General features: G+C 52.9%; 10 protein-coding genes, 16 tRNA genes, 1 rRNA gene and 1 riboswitch. Of the genes, 1 reads left to right on the top strand and 26 read right to left on the bottom strand.

What is annotated here, in order from left to right:
* Positions 1–7775: amino acid adenylation domain-containing protein (locus AC3G2T_RS37890; protein WP_488438676.1), on the bottom strand; the 7775-nt coding region annotated here is incomplete at its 3' end.
* Positions 7776–7885: 110 nt separating this feature from the next.
* A riboswitch (cyclic di-GMP riboswitch) is annotated at positions 7886–7993 on the bottom strand.
* Between the two features lie 394 nt (positions 7994–8387).
* Positions 8388–8765 carry a hypothetical protein gene (locus AC3G2T_RS37885; protein ID WP_474679869.1) on the bottom strand — a complete coding sequence of 126 codons (378 nt, stop codon included), beginning with the start codon at positions 8763–8765 and terminating at the stop codon, positions 8388–8390.
* Positions 8766–9229: 464 nt separating this feature from the next.
* On the opposite strand from AC3G2T_RS37885, the gene AC3G2T_RS37880 reads away from it, so the two are divergent.
* The gene (locus AC3G2T_RS37880; protein ID WP_488438678.1) at positions 9230–10033 is read left to right on the top strand and encodes an alpha/beta fold hydrolase; all 804 of its coding nucleotides are present in this window, start codon (positions 9230–9232) and stop codon (positions 10031–10033) included.
* On the opposite strand, the gene AC3G2T_RS37875 is transcribed toward AC3G2T_RS37880, so the two are convergent.
* The 24 genes from AC3G2T_RS37875 to AC3G2T_RS37760 form a co-directional block, all read right to left on the bottom strand.
* Positions 10023–11237, bottom strand: coding sequence for an ROK family protein (locus AC3G2T_RS37875; RefSeq protein WP_488438675.1), 1215 nt, complete (start codon positions 11235–11237; stop codon positions 10023–10025). The two genes, AC3G2T_RS37880 and AC3G2T_RS37875, sit on opposite strands and share 11 nt — an antisense overlap.
* A gap of 80 nt (positions 11238–11317) precedes the next feature.
* Entirely contained in the window at positions 11318–12025 is a 708-nt protein-coding gene (locus AC3G2T_RS37870; protein ID WP_488438674.1) for a class I SAM-dependent methyltransferase, read from the bottom strand.
* A gap of 209 nt (positions 12026–12234) precedes the next feature.
* Positions 12235–13776 carry an ABC transporter substrate-binding protein gene (locus AC3G2T_RS37865; RefSeq protein ID WP_474679866.1) on the bottom strand — a complete coding sequence of 514 codons (1542 nt, stop codon included), beginning with the start codon at positions 13774–13776 and terminating at the stop codon, positions 12235–12237.
* A gap of 144 nt (positions 13777–13920) precedes the next feature.
* Positions 13921–14865 (bottom strand): carbohydrate ABC transporter permease, encoded by a 945-nt coding sequence (locus tag AC3G2T_RS37860; RefSeq protein WP_488438673.1) that lies wholly within the window; start codon positions 14863–14865, stop codon positions 13921–13923.
* Positions 14866–14879: 14 nt separating this feature from the next.
* A complete protein-coding gene (locus AC3G2T_RS37855) occupies positions 14880–15824 on the bottom strand; it encodes an ABC transporter permease (RefSeq protein ID WP_474680242.1) in 945 nt (314 codons plus the stop codon).
* A gap of 165 nt (positions 15825–15989) precedes the next feature.
* Positions 15990–17600 (bottom strand): response regulator transcription factor, encoded by a 1611-nt coding sequence (locus tag AC3G2T_RS37850; protein ID WP_488438672.1) that lies wholly within the window; start codon positions 17598–17600, stop codon positions 15990–15992.
* 16 nt (positions 17601–17616) lie between these two features.
* Positions 17617–19362 (bottom strand): sensor histidine kinase, encoded by a 1746-nt coding sequence (locus AC3G2T_RS37845; RefSeq protein WP_488438677.1) that lies wholly within the window; start codon positions 19360–19362, stop codon positions 17617–17619.
* A gap of 357 nt (positions 19363–19719) precedes the next feature.
* Positions 19720–19798: transfer RNA gene (locus AC3G2T_RS37840), tRNA-Leu, on the bottom strand.
* A gap of 25 nt (positions 19799–19823) precedes the next feature.
* Positions 19824–19912, bottom strand: a tRNA-Leu gene (locus tag AC3G2T_RS37835).
* A gap of 7 nt (positions 19913–19919) precedes the next feature.
* Positions 19920–19993 (bottom strand) — tRNA-Cys (locus AC3G2T_RS37830).
* A gap of 9 nt (positions 19994–20002) precedes the next feature.
* A tRNA-Gly gene (locus tag AC3G2T_RS37825) sits at positions 20003–20077 on the bottom strand.
* A gap of 8 nt (positions 20078–20085) precedes the next feature.
* A tRNA-Gln gene (locus AC3G2T_RS37820) sits at positions 20086–20157 on the bottom strand.
* Positions 20158–20179: 22 nt separating this feature from the next.
* A tRNA-His gene (locus AC3G2T_RS37815) sits at positions 20180–20255 on the bottom strand.
* A gap of 13 nt (positions 20256–20268) precedes the next feature.
* A tRNA-Trp gene (locus AC3G2T_RS37810) sits at positions 20269–20342 on the bottom strand.
* Positions 20343–20353: 11 nt separating this feature from the next.
* Positions 20354–20435 (bottom strand) — tRNA-Tyr (locus tag AC3G2T_RS37805).
* A 38-nt stretch (positions 20436–20473) separates the two neighbouring features.
* A tRNA-Thr gene (locus AC3G2T_RS37800) sits at positions 20474–20549 on the bottom strand.
* A gap of 15 nt (positions 20550–20564) precedes the next feature.
* Positions 20565–20640: transfer RNA gene (locus AC3G2T_RS37795), tRNA-Phe, on the bottom strand.
* Between the two features lie 21 nt (positions 20641–20661).
* Positions 20662–20738 (bottom strand) — tRNA-Asp (locus tag AC3G2T_RS37790).
* Positions 20739–20771: 33 nt separating this feature from the next.
* Positions 20772–20848 (bottom strand) — tRNA-Met (locus AC3G2T_RS37785).
* 8 nt (positions 20849–20856) lie between these two features.
* Positions 20857–20932: transfer RNA gene (locus AC3G2T_RS37780), tRNA-Val, on the bottom strand.
* A 50-nt stretch (positions 20933–20982) separates the two neighbouring features.
* A tRNA-Glu gene (locus AC3G2T_RS37775) sits at positions 20983–21054 on the bottom strand.
* Between the two features lie 38 nt (positions 21055–21092).
* Positions 21093–21184: transfer RNA gene (locus tag AC3G2T_RS37770), tRNA-Ser, on the bottom strand.
* A 6-nt stretch (positions 21185–21190) separates the two neighbouring features.
* A tRNA-Asn gene (locus AC3G2T_RS37765) sits at positions 21191–21266 on the bottom strand.
* Positions 21267–21338: 72 nt separating this feature from the next.
* Positions 21339–21420, bottom strand: a 23S ribosomal RNA gene (locus AC3G2T_RS37760); the annotation flags it as partial.

The raw sequence follows: 21420 nt of genomic DNA, 5'->3' as shown, positions 1-21420 counted from the left end.
TTCGCCCGCGCATTCAGCTCCCGGTACGTCCACGACCGCCCGCGATAAGTTACCGCCGGACGGTCCGGCGTCCGCAGCGCCTGCTCCTCGAACAGCCGATGGATCGTCGCATCCTCCGGCACGTCCAACGGGCTGTCGTTATACTCGTCCAAAATCCGCCGAACCTCCGCTTCCGTCAGCAGACGGAATTCGGAGAGCCGCGAATCCGGCCGATCGGCAATTTGGCGCAGCAGCGTGTGGAACAGACCGCTCCAGCGCCGGATCGTTTCCGGTTTAAACAAAGAAGTGTTGTATTCCATTTCGAAGCGGACCGTATCCCCATCCTCAGCGGCGGTCAGCGATAGATCAAACTTCGCGGTCTTATGTTCGAACGGATAAGCCTCCAACCGCAAGCCTTCCATCTCCAGCTGCCGCAAGTCGGCGTTTTGCATGGCGAACACGGCGTCAAACAGCGGATTGCGGCTCAGGTCCCGCTCTCTTTGCACCTTTGCGGCCAGTTCTTCAAACGGATAATCCTGGCTTTCATAGGCGCCAAGCAGCGTTTGCTTCACTTCGTCCAAGTAGGCTGTATATGTCTTATTCCCCTGCGGGAAGGAACGTACCGCCAGCGTATTGACGAACATCCCCATGATCCGCGCCAAATCGGCATGCGGCCTGCCGGCAATCGGCGAGCCCACCACGATCTCGTCCTGGCCGCTCAGCTTGGCCAACCAACTGCCGAACGACGCCAACAGCACCATGTAGAGCGTAGTTCCCGTATCCTGCGCCAGCTTGCGCAGCGCCCCGGTCAGCGCGGCATCCGCGGTAAAGCTCAGTCGGTCGCCCGCAAAGCTTTGCACCGCCGGACGCGGATAATCCACGGGAAGCTCCAGCACCGGAACCTCTCCGGCAAACTGCTCCAGCCAATAAGCCTCCTGCCTGCGGTACGGCTCCGTCAGCCGGAACGACTGCTGCCATACGGCATAATCCTTATATTGAATCCGCAGCGGGGCAAGCGCTTTCCCCGCGTATAGCGAGGTTATTTCCTCGATCAGCACGCTGACCGATGCTCCGTCGGAGATAATATGATGCATATCGGCCAGCCATAGGTGCTCGTCGTCAGCGAGCTTGATCAGCGCGGTACGGAACAGCGGCGCTTGCTCCAGATCAAATGGAGCTATAAACCGCTCGACGATCCGCGCTGCTTCCTGCTCCTCCGCCTCGATGTGCTCCAGCGTAATTTGAGCATCGCCGCTAATCCGCTGCAGCAGTTCTCCGTCCTCCATGGCAAAAGACGTTCGCAGCGCTTCATGCCGGTTCACCAGCTCACGGAGCGCGGCCTCGAACCGATCGAGCCGCAGCTTGCCCTTGAGCCGTAAAACGGAAGGCATGTTGTAGCTTTTCTTCGCGCCCTCCAGCTGCTGCAATACATACAGCCGTTTTTGCGCCGAAGATACCGGGTAAGCCGCCTGTTTCTCCACCGCGGGAATGACCTCGTATTCCCGCTGCTCGGCCCGGGCAATCACCTGGACCAGCGCCGCGATCGTCGGAAATTGGAACAACTCTTTAAGCGCCAGCTCCACCTGCAATTCGCGGTGAATCCGGGCAAGCAGCGCCATCGCTTTCAGCGAATGGCCGCCGCGCTCAAAGAAGTTATCGTTCACCCCAACCTGCCGAACGCCCAGCGTTTCCTGCCAAATCTCCGCCAGCTTGGTTTCCGTTTCATTGCCCGGCGCCGCATACTCCGCGCAGCGGGAGGCCGCTTGGAGATCCGGCAGCGGCAGTGCCCTGCGGTCCACCTTCCCGTTGCCGGTCAGCGGCAGCGCGGGCATCTGCACGAATGCGGCCGGCACCATGTAAGCCGGCAGTTCCCCTGCGGCATGCTCGCGCAGCTCGCCGTCCGAAAGCGGCCGATCGGCGACGAAATAGGCGCATAGCGTCTTTTCGCCCGCGGCGGTTTCCAAAGCGAGCACCACGGCTTCCCGGACCGCCTCGTGAGCGACCAACCGATGCTCGATTTCCCCGAGCTCGATCCGCTGGCCGCGGATTTTGACCTGTTGGTCGATCCGGCCGATAAATTCGATGCTGCCGTCCGGCAGCCAGCGGGCCAGGTCCCCTGTCCGGTAAATTTTTCCTCCCCCAGCCAGCGGGTGAGCGATAAATTTCTCCGCAGTCAGCTCGGGACGGTTCAAATAACCGCGAACCAGCCCTTCTCCGCCTATACACAGCTCCCCGGCCGCACCGACCGGCTGCGGCTGCAGATTCGCGTCCAAAATATAAACCGAAGTGTTGCTGACCGGTCTGCCGATCGGAATCGCCGCGGCATCCTCAGCCACTTCATCCACCGGATAATAAGTGGCGAACACCGTGCTTTCCGACGGACCGTACATATGCAGGAGCTTGTCCCGGCCGGCGGCAAGCAAGGCTCTCCGCACATGATCCACCGAAGCGCGCTCCCCGCCGAACAGCACCTTGCGGATGCCGCTGAGGGAGTCCGGGCGGAAATCGACGAGCAGATTGAACAGCGCCGTCGTGATCATCAGCACGGAAACGCGTTCTTGCTCAATGACCTGCGGCAGCCTGGCTATATCCATGACGATGTCCTTGGGGATAACTACCAGCTTGGCTCCGTTCAGCAGCGCCCCGAATACGTCAAACATAAAGGCGTCAAACACATAATTGGAAAGGGCCAGCACAACGTCCTCGCCGGTGACCTGCATGTAGTTGGCGTTTTTTACCGTGCGCAAAATGTTGGCGTGCGTGACCATGTTGCCTTTCGGGTTCCCCGTCGTGCCTGACGTGTAGGTAAGGTTCGCCAGATCCCCCGGCTCTATCGCGAACTCCGGCTCCGGATTGGAAGCATCCCCCTGATAAAGCGATTCGTCATCGGCAAACAGATACGCGCCCTCGTATCCGGCCTGCTCGGCCAGATGCGCCAGCGGCCGCTGCGTGAGCAGCAAGGAGGCGCCGCTGTCCGTCAAAAAGTGCCCGATCCGCTGCGCGGGATGCTCCGGGTCGATCGGCACGTAGGCTGCGCCGGCCTTCACAATCGCCAATATCCCCGCGATCATTTCCACCGACCGGTCCACGAGCACGGCAACGACCGCCCCGCGAACAACCCCTTGGGCGCGCAAAGCCCCGGCCAACTGATTCACCCGCTCGTTCAGCCCGGCGTAAGTAAGCAGCATCCCTTCAAAAGCGAGCGCCGGACGGTCCGGCGTCAACGCCGCCTGCTCTTCAAACACCTGCACGATCGTCTTCTCGAGCGGATATTCCGTCACTCCCGGATTGAAGCCGGTCAAGATCCGCTGTTTTTCCTCGTCGGCAAGCCATTCGTACCGTCCGTACTCCAGTCCCGGATCGGCGGCGATGCCCTCAAGAAGGTTTATGTAATGGCCGAGCATACGCCGGATCGTCTCTTCCCGAAACAGCCGGGTGCTGTAATCCATGTCGAGCACAAGGCCCTCCTGTTCTTCCTTGACCTGCAGCGTCAGATCAAATTTGGCCACCCGGAAATTCGTTTCCCGGACCGACAGCTTCATGCCGCCGATTTCCGGAATTTCCGCAAAAGCATTTTGCAAAATAAACATCGTGTCAAACAGCGGATTCCGGCTTAAATCCCGTGGCAGATTCAGCTTTTCCACCAGCCGTTCAAACGGATAGCTCTGATGCTCAAAAGCGTTAAGCACCGAAAGGCGCACATGCTGCAGCAGATCGGCAAAGGTATGGCTCCGCTCCGGTTTAACCCGGATCGCCAGCGTATTGACGAACATGCCGACGATACCTTCCGTATCGGCATGGTTCCGGCCGGCGGTTGGCGTGCCGACGATCATATCCTCCTGCCCCGTATATCTGGACAGCAGCGCGCAATAGGCCGCAAGCAGCACCATGTACAGCGTGGCTCCGCTCTTTTCGGCCAGCCGGTTCAGCTTGTCCTTTACATCGTTGTTCACGATGAACGACACCCGGTCGCCTTCAAAGCTTTGCACCGCAGGGCGCGGACGGTCGGTCAACAGCTGCAGGACCGGCAGCTCTCCGCTCAGCGTCTGCAGCCAGTATTTCTCCCCTTCCGGGGCGCTTTGGGCAAACCGCTCGTTCTGCCACACCGCGTAATCCTTGTACTGCAGCCGCAGCTCAGGCAGGTCGTCCCCGCCATACAACCCGGCCAGCTCATGCAAAATCAGTCCGATGGAAACGCCGTCGGAAATCAAATGGTGCATATCGAACAGCAGCATATGCTTGCTCTCGTTAACCCGGACAAGCCCGATCCGCAGGAGCGGCGCTTGTCCGAGATCGAACGGACGGACAAATGCGGCCATCAAGGCTTCGACCGATGGTTCGGAAGCTTCGGCTAGCGTAATTTCAAAAGGCGCGTCGTCATGCACCTTTTGCAGCGGAATGCCGTCGACGGTATGGAAAGAGGTGCGCAGCGCCTCATGCCGCCCGATCAGCTCGCGGAAGGCCTGCTCAAGCCGCAGGACGTCCAGCGAACCTTCGATCATCGCGATTGCCGGCATATTGTAGCCGATCCCCGCTCCCTCCAGCCGGCTAACGATAAATACGCGCTGCTGGGCAAAGGACAAAGGATACATCTCCCTTGGCGCAGCCTGTTCAATCCCCCGGTATCCCTTGCGGCCCGCCTCGGAAACATACCGCGCAACGGCGTGTACGGTCGGCGTCTCAAACAATACCTGCAGCGGCAGCTCCACGCCCAATTGCTTATGTATGCGGGACAATAGCGTCATCGCTTTCAGCGAGTGCCCGCCAAACTCGAAGAAATTGTCGTAAATCCCGACGCGGGCGATGCCGAGAACCTCCTGCCAAAGATCGGCGAGCTGCTGCTCCCGGCCGGTTCCCGGAGCGACATATTCCGCGCCGCCGGCTGCTGCCGCCTCATGCTGCAGCAGGGCTCTCCGGTCGATCTTGCCGCTTGAGGCGAGCGGAATTTCGTCCAGCTCTACATAATAAGCCGGAAGCATGTAATCCGGCAGTTCGACCGCCAGATGTTTGCGCAGTTCGGAGAGAGCGGCCGGCCGCTCCCGGTTTTTCCAGACCAGATAGGCGCAAAGCTCCGCTCCGCCCTGCGCTTCCGGACGAGCCAGCACCACCGCTTTGCCGACTTCCGGATGCTTGTGGAGCACGGCTTCGATTTCGCCAAGCTCAATCCGGTACCCGCGGATTTTGACCTGATCGTCGATCCGACCGGCATATGCTGCGTTCCCGTCCGGCAGCCACTTGGCGATATCCCCCGTACGGTACATCATTTCACCCGGCACAAACGGATCGGGAGCGAATTTGGCGGACGAAAGTACCGGCAAATTCAAATACCCCCGGCCTGTTCCATCTCCGGCAATGTACAATTCACCCTCCACCCCCGGAGGTTGCAGCCGCCCATAGGCATCCAGGATATAAAAGCGGTTGTTGCCAAGCGGTTTGCCGATTGGCAGATAAACGCTCCCTTGAGTCAAATGGAAGGCAGCTTGCGTAATGTCATAGGCGGAAGCATCGACACAGCATTCTGTCGGCCCATACACGTTAGTGATTGCAGGGGACAGTTCCTCTGAGGCAAACAAATCAAATATGTTGCCGACAGTTTCGCGAGGCAGCGCCTCTCCTCCGATCAGTAAATGGCGCAGACTTAATCCGCGGGACTCATCCGCTGCCGCAGCCAACATTTTCAAATGAGCCGGCGTACCGTCGGTCACTTCGATCGCGTGGTCGCGATAATACCCGGCTAAAGTCCGCCCCTCCGTCACCTTTGCTCGGGGAACAATATACAGCGTATGTCCCAGCAGCAGCGCAGCATAAATTTGCTGAACCGATGCGTCGAAATGAAAAGGAGCGAGCAGCGCCACATGGAGGCCTGGCTCATACGCCTCATATACTTGCCTTTGCAATCCCTCGATCAAATGGCAGACTTGCCGATGCTCGATCATGACGCCTTTCGGCTTGCCGGTCGTCCCCGAGGTATACATGATATATGCCAAATTTCCGGAGCCGGCACTCGGCGGCAAATTCCCGCCGCTGCTCACCCCGGACGTCTCCACGTCTTCAAAGACGATTTGTTCCGATACCGGCAAATCGTATCGGCCGGCCAGCTCCGCTTCCGTCACAGCGATGTTCGCGCCCGAATCCGCGATCATGAACCGGATTCTTTCCTCCGGAAATCCGGGGTCGATCGGCACATAAGCTCCGCCGGCTTTCAGGATGCCGAGCATAGCGATGATCGCCCGTTCGGACCGGTTCAGCAAAATCGCGACCGGCGCGTCCGGCACAACTCCTTTTTCACGCAAAAGACGACCCAGGCGATTAGCACGTTCGTTTAATTCCCGGTAGGACATTTGTTCGCCTTCAAAGAATACGGCAGTCTGCTCGGGATTCCGTGCGGCTTGCCGCTCAAACCAGCCATGCAGCGTCATTTCCCGGTCATATCCCAGACGCGGGCTCCTTCCCTGCTGCAGCAGCCATTCCTGCTCGGCCTGCGGCAGCCATGCCAGCTCCCGGATCGCCTTCTCGGGAAAGGTCAGCGCATGGTCCAGCAAAGTCAATAGCCGGCGGTACAAAGCTTTTATTTCTTCCGGTTCGAATATTTCCGAACGATAATCCATATCGATCATGAGCATGCCCGTATCCGGCCGGTCCTTGACATGGATCGAAATATCGTTCACTTCATGCCCGCTGAACAGGGGCTCGATCATGTAAGAGAGACCTTCCTTTTCCGTCCATAACATGACCTGATATTCGAGCGATATCCCGAACAGCCGGTTCAATTGTCCATGCTTGACGCGCAAATCACTGATCAACTGGTTATAAGGATATTTCTGATGCCGGATGACCGCCAATTGATCCTTCATGATCCGTTTGGCAAAGCTGAGGAAATCCGCGTTCTCATCAACGTGAGCTCTTACCGGAATGGTGGAAACGAACATCCCGAACATCTGTTTTTCCTTTGCGTTCGTACGGTTGCCCATAAACGTCCCCAGAATCGTCTCGGTTTGCCCCGTCGCTCTCGACATATAAATATGGAGAGTGCTTAAAAACAGCGAGAGAACGCTGATCCCATGCTCCTGGCAAAACATTCCGATTTTTTCATGTAAAAAAGCGGGCACTTCTTCCGTCAATCGAATCGCATCCGTCTCGACCAAATAGGAATCCCCTCGTTTGAGAGACACGGTCTCCGGAATGGAATCGAACTGGGCATTCCAAAATTTATGGTCCTTTTGAAACCGTTCGGACTTCTCATATTCCGCTTCGCTCAAAATATATTCCACATAGGAGGGCTGGCTCGTTTGCAGGGCGTCGGTTCCTTTGACCAGCTCCAAATAGCGATCGATGAGCTGATTCCCCAGCAGCACCATGGAAATCCCGTCGGAAACGATATGATGCACTGCCGCGAAAAGCCAAATCTCCGCAGGGCCGATCTTGAAGACGATAAACCGGAACAACTCGCTATCGTAGAGCGCCATCGGCCGGCAGGCCTCCGTTTGCGCCCGTTCCGTCACGGCATCGATATCTCCCGTTTGACGAACTTCCACCCACTCGATATCAAAATCCTCGCAATCGGCAACGTACTGCCGCGGTTCGCCCGCCTCATCAAGCGCAAGCTTAAAGCGCAGCGCTTCATTGCTGTGGACCACATGACGAATGGCCCGGTTCAACATCCGGTCGTCGATCCCCGCTGCGGATTTTAATTTAACGATACCGCTCAAATTTGAAACGCTGGTTTCGGGATAAAACTGCTCGGTATACCAAATCCGTTTTTGAGCATGCGTTAATGGTAAAAAGTGCTTTTGCATAATTACTCCCCCCATCATGCGAAATAATCTCTTGGTCTTGGAAACTTTGAAAAATTTTAACACCCCAAAGCGAAAAAGGCCCACCCCGAATAAAAGGGGAGCCCCTGTTACCCGGCAACCTGTCGACCATAGCATCTCATCTCTTGTGAAAAAGTAATGCGATGCCTTAGGCCATGGCTTTGCGTCCCTACGTTTCCATAGGTTTGCCTTTGTCGAATATTTGTAGAATTTGTATTTATATAGATATATTTACTTTACATATAATAAAACACTAGGAAAGATATACTAGTTACGGTATTTTAATAAATAATTTTATTAGAGGTTACTAGTAAAATTTACCTTATTTTTTTAGGACGCTCCTAACACGAAAGGCCCGGCTTTATCCGCGCCGGTTCATATAAATTACAAGTAACCGCTTCCAATACATGAATCGACAGCGTTTTTTTCGTTTTTTCGACATCGTTCCAGACCATCTTGCAACAAAAAAATGAGAAAAGCCTCCGCCGGAACCGTCTCGTCTTGAGCGGCCCCGTCCGGAGGCTGTATGTGCTTTTGCAGTTTAAGTAGGGCGGGCGGCTGTAGTCCGCCTATCCAGGACAGCAGGCTTAAACTTTAACCGCCTGTCCGTATTTTTCGGTATGTATCGATAAAAGAGAGCACGTCGACCCGCTTCCCTCTCTTTTTTGCCAATCTCGCCATCGTTACTAGCGTTTTCCAGAACTCGTCAAGCACTGGGGACTCCAGATCGGAGCTTTGCGGCGACGGGCTTACCTGATTTTTGTACAAGCTGCCTTCGTCGGAGATAAGGTACTGAATTTGTCGTTTTTTCCATTGTTCTCCGGTTACATAACTAATCCCGATTTCCCTCATTTTTTTACGGACTGATGTCACGGGGCGGGATAGTTCTTTGGCAATAACAACGGGGGGACACTCGCTGGAAAGTCGAATAAGTTTGTCCAATTCTTGCGTAGACCACGGTTTTTTTGTCATTCGATTCAACTCCAATTCTTCATACTGTATCCTTCGTTGCCTTAAAATGGTTAATGGATTCGCGATGATTTGAGGATATCAAGCAATTGTTAGGGAAGTATGAGTTAACCATAATATTTTGGTATATTACATAACTTTTTCGATATCGTTCGCTATTTTTCTACTTCCCTGGAACTAAAATCGTCCTGATTCGGACACGTTATATAGAAGTAATTTCCAGCAACTCGGGCATATTACGGCCCTTGAAGCCCCATACTAGTCTTATTCGACTATGAGGTTTTCTACCGCGCTGCGTGTTATTGCCGATCAGAATGCCGTTCTACGCCCGCGAATATGAAAAAAGCCCTTGGCGAGCGCTCAAAAAGCGGCTTCGGCAGGGCGGAGATGGAAAACCGGGATCAATTCGTGTACGATGAAAAGGAAACAACTTCAAGACATAACCGGAGGAGAGGGTATCCGTGAAAATGACGATTCATGAATCTCAATTGTTTGTTCAAGATCTGGGCCAAAGCCAGGGAGAAGGGCTCCCGGTCATCCTGCTGCACGGGTTTCCGCTGGACCACCGGATGTGGAGCCGTCAAGCGGATGCGCTTGCCGCCGCAGGTTATAGGGCCATCATCCCGGACCTCGCCGGCATGGGGCAGTCCGCTGTCCCGGCATCCAACATCGCGCTAAGCCGGTATGCCGACGATGTCCTCGCTCTGATGGACAAGCTGGGCATACAAAAAGCCGTCCTTGGCGGTTTCTCCATGGGCGGCTATGTAGTGTTCTCGCTGCTGCGCAAGGCGCCGGAGCGATTTGCGGCGGTTGTGCTGGCCAACACCCGTCCGGAAGCCGACCCTCAGGAGGGCCGCAAAAACCGGATGAACATGGCGGCCTCCCTCTACGAAAAAGGCGCCGCCGCTGCCAGGGACGCTATGCTGCCCAAGCTGCTTTCCGAGGAAAGCCGGCAAACGCAGCCTGAACTCGTCCGGGAACTGAGCGCCGTGATGGACGAGATGCAGCCGGAAGGGCTCGTCCACGCCAGCCTGGCTATGGCTTTCCGCGAGGATTCCGTGGATCTGCTCGCAGCGATCGATGTGCCGGCCCTTGTCATCGCAGGCGAGCACGACCCGATTACGATGCCGGAAGTGATGAAATCGATGGCTGAACGTATTCGCGGCGCGAGCTTTCATATTGTTCCGGGAGCGGCCCATCTGACGCCTATGGAAAGCCCGGAAGCTTTCAACTCGCTGCTGCTCGATTTCCTGAAGTCGGTTAAAGCTTGATCAACTGGTTCATCACCATAACGGCGGCGCCAATAGCCAAAGCCTCTTCGCCGAGATTGCCTTTGCTGAAGACGACTTGATAAGCCGGATAATAGTAAGCTTTACGGATCGCGACCTGTGTGGCGATTTGGAAAAACAGCTCGCCTTCTGCCAGAAGAGGCCCCCCGAGGATCACCTTTTCGGGATGCAAAATGTTGAGCAAGTTGGCAAGCCCGATCCCAAAATAGGTCGCAGCTTCCGTCATGATCTCCACGACCAGGGGATCATTTTTTTTGAGCGCTTCGAGCACATGCCGATATTGCAGCTGCTCCGGATCGTCGACCAGCTGCGAGAGGAGCGTTGCCCTCCCCTGCTTCAGCGCGGAACGGGCCGCTTTTTCAACGGCATACAGCGAAGCGTACGATTCAAGCGCGCCGTAGTTGCCCCCGGCATCGCGGTGCGATACGCCGTCGGTCTGAATGATCATCTGGCCGACTGATCCTTCCATATCCACGGCGCCGTAGATGATCTTCCCTTCCGAGACCATGGAGGAACGGAGGCCGATTCCGGCGTGGACATAAAGCAGATGCTTGAAGCTCTGCGAGCGGTTCACCCACGATTCGGCCAAAAGCGCCGTATTCGCGCCGTTGTCAAGCAAGACGGGCAAACTCAGCCGCGATCCGAGCATGCGGCATATGGCTACGTTCTTCCAGCCGGGAGCCGGGAAGTACGAGGGCTCAAGAATGACGCCCGCGATCCGGTCCAGCGGGCCGACCGCCCCGATGCCCACCCCCAGCACGGCGGATTTGGCGATTCGATGCTGAGCCAGCATCCGGTCCGCCTCGTCCGCAATGAAGCCGGTCAACACATCGGGAGTCATCTCCACCGACATCGCCCAACTGCGCGAATCCAGCTTGTTCATAGCGAGATCGACGAGCACGAGCTTGGAAAGCGTCCTTGAAATTTCCAAGCCGAAGACGTAAGCATAGGCCGGATTCATTTCATATAAAATCGGCCTGCGGCCGCCGGTCGAGATGCCGAAGCCGGATTCGAGAATGAGGCCCTGGCTCGTCAATTCCTCCAACAGCCGCGTCAATGTGCTCACGGTCATGCCGCTTGCCTCCAATAAGTCCGTTTTGGATACGGTCCCTTGACGGCGGATCAACTCATATATTTCTTTTCCTTTGCGGTTCGGAATTCGTTCTGTAATGAATGGCAGATCCAATGCAAGCAGCCTCCAAGTGATAATATTTCTCAATATTTCGCCACAACCCGGGCAAATTCCTTCCTCCGCGCCTGCTTATTTCACTTGACTCCTATCAAAAGCGTATATCCCAAATAACGGTGATACAAATTCATCAGCTCATCGTACTTGGCGGTGAGCTTCCATATTTGCGGATCGAATAAAGATTGCTGATCCGACAAATGAACCGGGTCCGGGTGCTGCACCGTATCCTCCCACATCGTCAGCGGAAACGGCTGAATGCCCGAGTTCCTCACTTGCCCGAAGCCGCCCGCTTCCAGCAGCCGCCCCCATTCATCGGCATTGTGCAAAGCCTTCACGCCATAGAATTCGCAAATAGCTTGCTCGATTTCCGGTTTCATATTCTTAGTGCGAATTACTTCCCGATCGTACAAAGTTCCTCCCGGAACAAGCACTCTGCGATATTCCGGAATCGACGCATCCGCGCCGGCAAAGTTCGTCACCGATTCGACCATGACGACATCGAAGCTGTTGTCATCGAATGGAAGCCGGCAGGCGTCGCCTTCCAGAAACCGCACCTGCACGCCCTGTTTCTCCGCTCTGATTCTGGCCTTCGCAATCATTTCCGGGCGAATGTCCACAGCCGTTACCTCGCAGTCCTGCTCGGCCAGCAAACACGCTGTCCGGCCCGTACCGCAGCCGACTTCCAGCACTTTCTGCCCCTGCCCGATCGGATAGTTGCGAATCTGCTCGATCGTTTCTCCAAATCCTCCGGGATGCGCATTGCCAATCCCCAGTTTTGTCAGCATATCCAGGTAATTAATAGTCCCTGCACCTCCACATGGCGTTTTGACCTCATTTTTACCATATGGAGGGCCGCTGCCTCATGTTCGGGTGTTCCCGCCGATTCGCTAAAAAAGGGCAGCCGCCCAACCCGGACTTGTTCATCCGGGCGGGCGGCTGCCCCTGCGCTCGGTCAGGGGACAGCCCAACCGTTCGGCACAACTTTTTGCGTGTCTTATTTTTTGCCGCTTCTGAAAGCGTCGAATTGCTTTTGTTTTTCGGCGATAATTTTGTCGATGCCCGCCGCTTTCATTTTTTCCTGATATTTAGGAAGCGTTGCATCCAGATCAATGGAGCCCGTATCGAGTGCTGCATCGAATTCTTTTTGCACGTTTACGGCGGCGGCAATTTGCGTTTTCACAGGCTCGGAGTTGAACGTAAAGCCGAATCCGGGAGATTTTTTGCCGCTTTTGTTAAACTCTTTGAATTTTTCCCACTTTTGCGGATCTTCATTATCGAACAAGTAGTTCAGGAATTGGTTGCCGAACTCCCAAGCAACGCCCGGCGCGTAGTTTTTGGCGGCATCCGTCGCTTTGATGATGTTGTCGGAAACTTTCGTGTAATGAACGCCTTCGATACCGAAGTTGAGCAGGTTGTTGATTTGTTTGTCCGTATGCAGCATGTTAATGATCATCATAGCGCGAGCAGGGTCTTTGGACGTTACGGAAATACCCAGCATCGCTCCCATAGTATCTGTAATGGTGCGCGAAGTCATCTCAACTTGGCTCAGCTTGCCTACTAGATTGGTAGCATTTGCCATTTCACTGTCTTTACCCGGCTTTAACGATGAAGGTACCATGAATACGTTGCCGGATTTCATAGCATCCTGTCCCGACAATTGCGTTGTCGCAGCATCTTTGTTAATATACCCTTTTTGCATGTAGTCACGGGTTACTTTAATAATTTCCTTGTAGCGCGGCTCATCCCATTTTGGGATAATAGTCGTGCTGTCTCCGTCTTTCAGGATGACGCCGGGAACTGTGCTGTCGCCAAGGGCATCATACTGCGCTAAATAGTGACTGTTCAGGTTGTCGCCGTCTCTTAAAAACAGCGGAGTCATTTCCGGCTTCTTCTCTTTAACCGTTTTCAAAATCGGTTCCAAATCTTGAATCGTTTTCACTTTGCTCAAGTCGATGCCAAGCTCTTTGGCTACGTCAGAGCGGTACACGACGCCGCCGGATGCTGCCAGCTCTTTGTTCGTCGGCACGCCGTAGTTTTTGCCGTCGATTTTGGCCCCTTCTAGGAAGGCCGGATCCAACGTCTCGGTAATGCCTTTGCCGTATTGGTTGATCAAATCGTTCAGAGGCAGCAGCGCTCCTTTGCCGACGTTGACGGCATGTCCGTTCCATTGAGCGGTGAACAGGATGTCGAACTGCTCGTGGGATGCGATCATCAGGTTCACCTTGTTATCCCATTGCCCCCAATCGATCGGCATCAGTTTAATTGTAGCATTGATCTTCTCCTGCAAAATTTTGTTCATTGCCGCTTCCACTTTCGCTTGATCCGGCTGAGCGGTTCCCGGATAGACCAGCTTAACCTCATACGGCTTCAGATCGGAACCGGATGCCGCTTTCGTTTCGGCCGGCTTGTCGCTGGAAGTCGGTGCAGGCGAACTGCTGCCAGAGGAACCTTGATCCTTGGCACATCCAGCCAACACGAGGGACAACGAAAAAACCATCATGAGCAAAACTAGTGCGCTTTTACGAGCTGCTTTCATTCATGTGAGCCTCCCTTTTCTTCTTTGGATTTATGCTAATCCGGTTTGTTTATTCCCGGCTTAAGCCAACTTTAAATTCCATTTCGATCTTATATTTCCATCTATGAAGACAAGAATCTCCCTTATTTCTTCGCCTGCGGCTAATTACCCTTTTATCGCGCCTACGGTAAGCCCTTTTTTGAAGTATTTCTGGAAGAACGGATAAGCAAATACGATCGGGCCGATTCCGAGCACCGCCATGGCCATGCGCACTGTCTCCGTAGGCAGATTGAGCATGCCTCCCGCCTGGGCCAGCCCTTGGCTCGCCTGTACGTTGGATGACAGGAACTGAATATCCAGCATCGTTTTGTACATCAGGAATTGCAGGTTAATGTTCTTGCTGCCCGATATGAAGACGAGGCTTAAAAACCAGTCATTCCAGTAGTTGAGCACCTGAAACAGCGCCACGGACGCCAGCACCGGCAGCGAGAGCGGGATGATGATTTGGCTGAAAATGCGAATCTCTCCGGCCCCGTCGATTTTCGCCGCTTCTATGAGCGGAACGGGAATCGAATTGGCGAAAAACGTTCTCAGCAGCAGGACGAAAAAGGCCGATACGAGCAGAGGCAGCATAAGCGCCCAGATCGTATTTTTCAAATCCAGCATTTGCGTGTACACAAGGTACCAGGGAACAAGTCCGCCATTGAACAGCATGGTGAAGAACATAAAGAACGAGAAAAAGTTTTTATGCGGAAAATCGTTTCTGGATATCGGATACGCATACAAAGCCATCATAATGAGGCTTATGCCTGTCCCCACTGTAGCAAGAAAGACCGATATTCCGAAAGAACGCAAAATTTGATGCCAGTCTTTGAACATGAATTTGTAAGCTTCAATGCTCCATGCTTTCGGAATGAAGTTGTATCCGTGGATCAACACTTCCTTCTCATCGGAGAACGATACGATAATGACAAGAACAAGCGGCAGTATACAGGCTAACGTATATATCCATAGAAACAGGTTGACCAGGAAATTCGCCGTGTCGGACAATTCGTTGGGGCCGCGCTTTCTGGCCGTCCGCCCGCTCAGCTTGACAGTTGCTTGACTCATGACAGCCACTCCTTTTAGAATAGTGCGTTATCTTTGCTTACTTTTCTCACAAACAGGTTCGTAGCCAGTACGAGCACAAAGCCTACAACAGACTGGTACAGCCCGGCCGCCGAGGACATTCCGATGTCGCCCATCGTCAGGAAGGTCTGATACACATACGTATCGATAACCTGGGTTGTCGGGAACAGCGCGCCGGCATTTTTCGTAACCTGAAAGAAAAGTCCGAAATCCGCATAAAAAATTCTGCCTACCTGAAGGAGCGTCATCGTCACCATAACCGGCGTAATCAGCGGCAGCGTAATCTGGGTCACTTGTTTCCATTTGTTAGCGCCGTCGATGAGAGCGGCCTCATAGTACTCATTGTCAATTCCCAGTATAGCCGCCATGTAAATGACCGTGTAGTAGCCAATATTTTTCCACATATTCACAATCGGCAAAATAACGGTCCAGTATTTGGGAGCGGTATACCAATCAATCGGCTCTATGCCGAACTTCGGGAAAAGCACCGTGTTGACAAAACCGTGTTCGGCTCCAAGGAACGCGTAGACCAGATAGGCCACGCACACCATTGATAAGAAAAACGGCAAAAACATCGTGCTCTGGTGAAACTTGGACAAAAATTTGTTGCGCATCTCATTGAACATAATGGCAAAGGCAACCCCGACTACCAGGTTCAAGATGATGAACACCGCATTATAGCTGATAGTGTTGCGCGTAATGACCCAGGCGGCTTCGCTGGAAAACAAATACTTGAAATTGTCAAAGCCTGCCCAGGGGCTTCCCAAAATTCCTTTGGTGTAGTTGATGTTCTTGAATGCTATCGCTACGCCGAACATCGGGATGTAATTGTTAATGATCAGCAGAATAGCTGCTGGAGCCATCATTACATAAAAAATCCAAAACTTGCGAATCGTCCGCAAAAAAGAAGGCTTTGCCTGGACTTTGCTCGATGTTTTCATAGATGCGCTGCGTGTCGCTGCAATGTTGGCTGTTTCACTCACGGCTCCGGTTTCCCCTTTCCTTATCTTTATATACCCTTATTGTAGGATTTTCTGGAAAAGGCATCTATCTGTAATGTGACTCTTTGAGCACTAATGTGACTTCATCGCCGCTGCAGCGGGGCGCTATTCGCTCGTCCCGTGGAAGCTCTTGCGGTATTCCTGCGGAGACAGGCCGGTATATTTCTTGAACATTTTGGCGAAAAAAGAAAAATGCGAATAGCCGGTTTTCTCGGCTACGTAGCTGATTTTGTCGTTCGATTCGGCCAGCAGCTTTTTAGCCTGCTCCATCCTCATCTTGAGCGTATACTCAGAAATGGACAAGCCCGTCTCCTTCTTGAACAGCCGGGACAAATACGCCGGATTCAAAAACACGGATGCCGCGATTTCCTCCCGGCTCAGTTCCTCGTGCAAGTGCTCGTCGATATACTGACAGACCTTGCCGGTTACCGCGGATACGCCTTTAAGGCGGCTGTTCATATAGTCGCAGCCGATGGAAGCGATGCGCACGGCCCAGTTTCTGAGCTGATTGACCGATCTCGTGGCGCCGGTATAATCCTGCAATTCCTGCGACGGGATCATTTCGTGCACCGAAAGCCCCTTTTTATGAAGAACATGGTACATCAGATGCAAAAAGCCGTAATAAAAAGCTTCCACCGACTCGGAGCCGACCTCTCCAGCTTGCAAGCGGTCGATAGAATCCTGGATTCGCTGCACCAGCTCCGCCTTTTTACCTGCTTCCAGAAGCACGAACCAGTCCGTAAATGCCGGCGTTTGCTGCCTGCCGGCATGAGAATCGGCGGCATCCGCCGCCAGCAGCACGCAATTGCTCCTCATCACGTTGTTTCTTTCAAAGCTGAACAAGTCGTTTACCTTGCGGGTCAACTCCATAATTTTGCCGGTGCCGCCTAAATAACAGGACAAGCTGCATTGAAAATACCGGTTGCACGCCTGAATGTAAGCCTCGCACTTTTCTTTTACCCTCTTCATGGCGGCCTCGCCGCTATCGGGATGATAGAGCAGAACCAGACTCGAGCCGTTGTCCTGGATGACGCAGCCCGGCTGATCCTCCACAATCAGCTCCGCGGCCGCCTTCCGGATGGCGTACTCCATAATTTCCTCGTCTCTGGCGTTCAACTCCTCCTTCCAGTTCTCAACGCTGATCAGAATCGGAAGAACCGTGCTGTCCGCCTGCAGCGGCAGATCGTACATGTGAAAGCTGCGCATCAGCTTGTCCTCGTTCAGAGGCATTTTGCCGCTGATCAATTCCTGCCAAAACTTTTCCACCAGAACCGGCCGTTCACTCACCCAATGGCTGTAGTACGTTTTGTAAGTTTCATGAAACTCCGACTGCTCCTGATCCATTCTGATTTTCTCCAGAGCGTGCTTGACGATTTCCTTCAACCGGTCATGATCGACAGGCTTCAGCACATAATCGAAGCTGCCCAACCGAATAGCCTGCTGTGCATACTCAAAATTGGCATGCCCCGTCAAAAAAATCGTCTCCGTATGCGGGGAATGGGACCGTACCCAATTTTGCAAATCCAGCCCTGTCGCGCCGGGCATTTCAATGTCGGAAATCATCACATCGATTTTGGCCGCAGCCAGAATGCCGGTCGCTTCGCTTACATCGAGCGCTTCGTATACATGGGCGATCGGAAGATCCGACCAATCGATTCCTACGGAAATCCCTTTGACCGCTATTTTTTCGTCATCGACAACGAGCAAATTAAACATACGCGCTTTCGTCCCTTCACTTGATATTGGAAACGGCCGGGAGCCTGATCGCTACAACTGCGCCATGGTCGGCCCGATTGTAAAAACGGACATGCACCTGATCGCCAAAATTCATCCGCAGCCGATGCCGTACATTCCATACGCCCAAATGATCGTCCCCTGACTGCTCCAAATACTGCTCCGAATTTAAATTGTCCAGCATCTCGCTGCTGAAGCCGTCCCCGTTATCCATAATCGTCAATGTAAAAAAGTCGTCAGGCATTTCCGCATCAGGCGCTGCCGCAACCGTAATATGAAAGCTGCCGTATTTTTTGGTAAATCCGTGGATGACCGCATTCTCGACAAAAGGCTGCACAATGAGCGGCGGAATGCAGGTATCCGCATATTTGTCCGGCACCTGAATATCGAACGTCAAATGGTCCGGATATCTCATCACCTGAATTTCCAAATAATTGCGGATATGCTGAATTTCATCCCTCAAAGCGAGCGTTGTCCGGTTGGTCCGCATAATAAAGCGGAAATAATCGGCCAGATGCAGCGACATTTTTTGAACCGACTTCGTATCCTTGAGCGCCGCCAAGTTGTAAATAATGTTCAAACTGTTCATATAAAAATGGGGATTGATCTGCACCTGCAAATGCTTGAATTCAGCCTGCTGAACTCTGATTTTTTCCTCGTACACGCTGATTTTCAAATTCTCGATTTGATCCACCATGTTGTTGAACGTTGCGATCAGAAAGGCAAATTCCGTCGAATTGCCTTCGTTTAAGCGGACTTTCAGCTCGCCTTGGCCGATTTTCCGCATTCCTCTTATCAACTGGGTCAGCGGCTTAAACAGAATGCGCTGCAAATACAGCAAATAAATCGCCAAAACAAATGCCCCGCCAAACGGCAAAAAATAAATGACAACCTGCAAATAAGGCAAATTTTTGAGCATATTTTTTTCGGCAATGATGAGTATGTAATCGAACTCCGCGTGCGTGGAAGCCTGTCTTACGATCAAAAACTGCTCTTTCTTTTCCTCATCCCGCACGACATGATAATCAGGTTTGGCAGGCAGTAATTGATCCTGGATTTGACTGAACGTATCCATCGCAAAAAAACGGCTGGAAAGCGGCGCTCCCTCTTTCGAAATCGCCATCGTACCGCCACCGCTCCCCGTATCCCAATTGCTCAGCGGCTGTACCAGACTGTTCATTTGAATAAGGATACCGATCGTAAACCCGGCGCCAAGCTCCGAATTGCTCTTCACCAAGTACTTGGTGCCGTCCGCGGAAGACAGGATTGACCAGCTGCCGTTAACGTTCGTCTTGACCGCCTTGCTGTTATCGCTTTCAGCTAACAACTGCTTAACCGTTTGAACCCGGTCATAGTAGTACGAATTTTCCCGGGTTGCGACTAACAGATCGCCGGTCGATTTGGAATATACGAAAAAAGTATTAATCAAACTGTAAATATCGATTTGTTTCGTCAATTTATTGTACAGCCTCTGCTTGGCGAGCACATATTCATCCGCATGCTCATCGTATACGATCATATTGATCACGTCGGGGTCGCTATACAAATGGAGCAAAAAATTGTCAAACTCTTTCAACGTGTTGTCGGTATCAAGCACATACTGTTCCAACAGCTTGCCGTAATTTTGCGATATTTGATCGCGTACGACATTCATCGAATACACATTGTTGAAAATAAGAAAAATAACCAGCGGCGCCACCACAAGCACGAAGCCGACAAAAATTTTGAAACGCACAGAGTTCATTATTTTCAAATGCATCCCGCCTCGCTTGTTTTCCTGCTAACACTTTCGAGTTCCTTGCTGCATTCTCCTTTAACGAGCCTCGGTTACTTACAAGCGACTACTAATTATACGGGAATTGGAAACGGCGCTCTACCATTGAATCGAACGTACATAGCACTTTTATTACTTTATAGCGTCAACAAAAAGAAGACCCCTGAAATCCAAAGATTTCATGAGTCTTCTATGCAGCTCCTCTCCAGCATCTCGCCGCGGCAAATTCATTCCAGAGAGCTTTTGTTTTGGCATGCAAACAAGGATAATAAAAACAAAAAAATTCCTAAGGATACACTCCATTAGGAATTTCATTGTAAACATCGATACCGGCGAGAGGACTCGAACCTCCACGGTTTCCCACTCGATTTTGAGTCGAGCGCGTCTGCCATTCCGCCACGCCGGCAAATAAAAATGTTGCGAGTAAATCATGGTGCCGAAGACCAGACTTGAACTGGTACGGTAGTCACCTACCGCAGGATTTTAAGTCCTGTGCGTCTGCCGATTCCGCCACTCCGGCTTGAATGTGGAGGCGCCACCCAGACTCGAACTGGGGGTAAAGCTTTTGCAGAGCTCTGCCTTACCACTTGGCTATGGCGCCTTAGTGTAATGGAGCGGAAGACGGGATTCGAACCCGCGACCCTCGCCTTGGCAAGGCGATGCTCTACCCCTGAGCCACTTCCGCATATCGTACTGGGGATCTAGGATTCGAACCTAGGCATGACGGAGTCAAAGTCCGTTGCCTTACCGCTTGGCTAATCCCCAATATGTAATTCGATGAAATAAATGGGGCGATCGATGGGACTTGAACCCACGAATGCTGGAGCCACAGACCAGTGCGTTAACCCCTTCGCCACGACCGCCATAGTTTAAAATTGGCAGGGGCAGCAGGAATCGAACCCACACCAAAGGTTTTGGAGACCTTTGTTCTACCTTTAAACTATGCCCCTAGATAAGAAAATGGAGGCTGATGGATTCGAACCACCGAACTCGAAGAGAACAGATTTACAGTCTGTCGTGTTTAGCCACTTCACTAAGCCTCCGCAAAACTAAACCTTAATCGGGATCACCGAAAAAGTAATGGTGCCGTCGAGAGGACTTGAACCCCCAACCTACTGATTACAAGTCAGTTGCTCTACCAATTGAGCTACAACGGCATATTAGGTTGTTCATGGTGGCTCGGGACGGAATCGAACCGCCGACACGAGGATTTTCAGTCCTCTGCTCTACCGACTGAGCTACCGAGCCTTGCACTTTCATGGTTAAAAATGGCGGAGCCGACGGGATTCGAACCCGCGGTCTCCTGCGTGACAGGCAGGCATGTTAGGCCTCTACACCACGGCTCCACACTAGATAAAACGCCACAACCTTCAGGAGGTTGGTTGCGGGGGCAGGATTTGAACCTGCGGCCTTCGGGTTATGAGCCCGACGAGCTACCGGGCTGCTCCACCCCGCGTCGATATATGGTGGAGGCTGACGGGATCGAACCGCCGACCCTCTGCTTGTAAGGCAGATGCTCTCCCAGCTGAGCTAAGCCTCCATGGGATATTGGAATCAACTTCGCAAATTCCTTTGCATGATGAATCCTTATGACCCGTAGGGGATTCGAACCCCTGTTACCTCCGTGAAAGGGAGGTGTCTTAACCCCTTGACCAACGGGCCTTGATAGCATATTACTTCATTTACTGCGAGTTGTAAAGTGGCGGAGAGAGAGGGATTCGAACCCTCGAGACGCTTGTGACGCCTACACGATTTCCAATCGTGCTCCTTCGGCCAACTCGGACACCTCTCCATAATGTGGCTCCCCGAACAGGACTCGAACCTGTGACAACTCGATTAACAGTCGAGTGCTCTACCAACTGAGCTATCAGGGAACAGTATTCAATTCAAGGTTTGTTCCTTGAAAACTAGATACGAAACTTGCGTAAAGTGTGAGTTAAATTGTATAGGTTAAGCCCTCGACCGATTAGTATTCGTCAGCTCCACACGTTGCCGCGCTTCCACCTCGAACCTATCTACCTCGTCGTC

It is taken from the genome of Paenibacillus sp. sgz302191, assembly GCF_057749925.1.
Note: the sequence above shows the minus strand (reverse complement) of the source record. Positions and strands in the feature narration are given on the sequence as shown.

What these genes read in the sequence shown, in the direction of transcription:
- AC3G2T_RS37885 (WP_474679869.1), bottom strand. Translation starts at nt 8,765, where the DNA reads ATGACAAAAAAACCGTGGTCTACGCAAGAATTGGACAAACTTATTCGA.
- AC3G2T_RS37880 (WP_488438678.1), top strand. Translation starts at nt 9,230, where the DNA reads ATGACGATTCATGAATCTCAATTGTTTGTTCAAGATCTGGGCCAAAGC.
- AC3G2T_RS37870 (WP_488438674.1), bottom strand. Translation starts at nt 12,025, where the DNA reads ATGCTGACAAAACTGGGGATTGGCAATGCGCATCCCGGAGGATTTGGA.
- AC3G2T_RS37865 (WP_474679866.1), bottom strand. Translation starts at nt 13,776, where the DNA reads ATGAAAGCAGCTCGTAAAAGCGCACTAGTTTTGCTCATGATGGTTTTT.
- AC3G2T_RS37860 (WP_488438673.1), bottom strand. Translation starts at nt 14,865, where the DNA reads ATGAGTCAAGCAACTGTCAAGCTGAGCGGGCGGACGGCCAGAAAGCGC.
- AC3G2T_RS37855 (WP_474680242.1), bottom strand. Translation starts at nt 15,824, where the DNA reads ATGAAAACATCGAGCAAAGTCCAGGCAAAGCCTTCTTTTTTGCGGACG.
- AC3G2T_RS37850 (WP_488438672.1), bottom strand. Translation starts at nt 17,600, where the DNA reads ATGTTTAATTTGCTCGTTGTCGATGACGAAAAAATAGCGGTCAAAGGG.
- AC3G2T_RS37845 (WP_488438677.1), bottom strand. Translation starts at nt 19,362, where the DNA reads ATGAACTCTGTGCGTTTCAAAATTTTTGTCGGCTTCGTGCTTGTGGTG.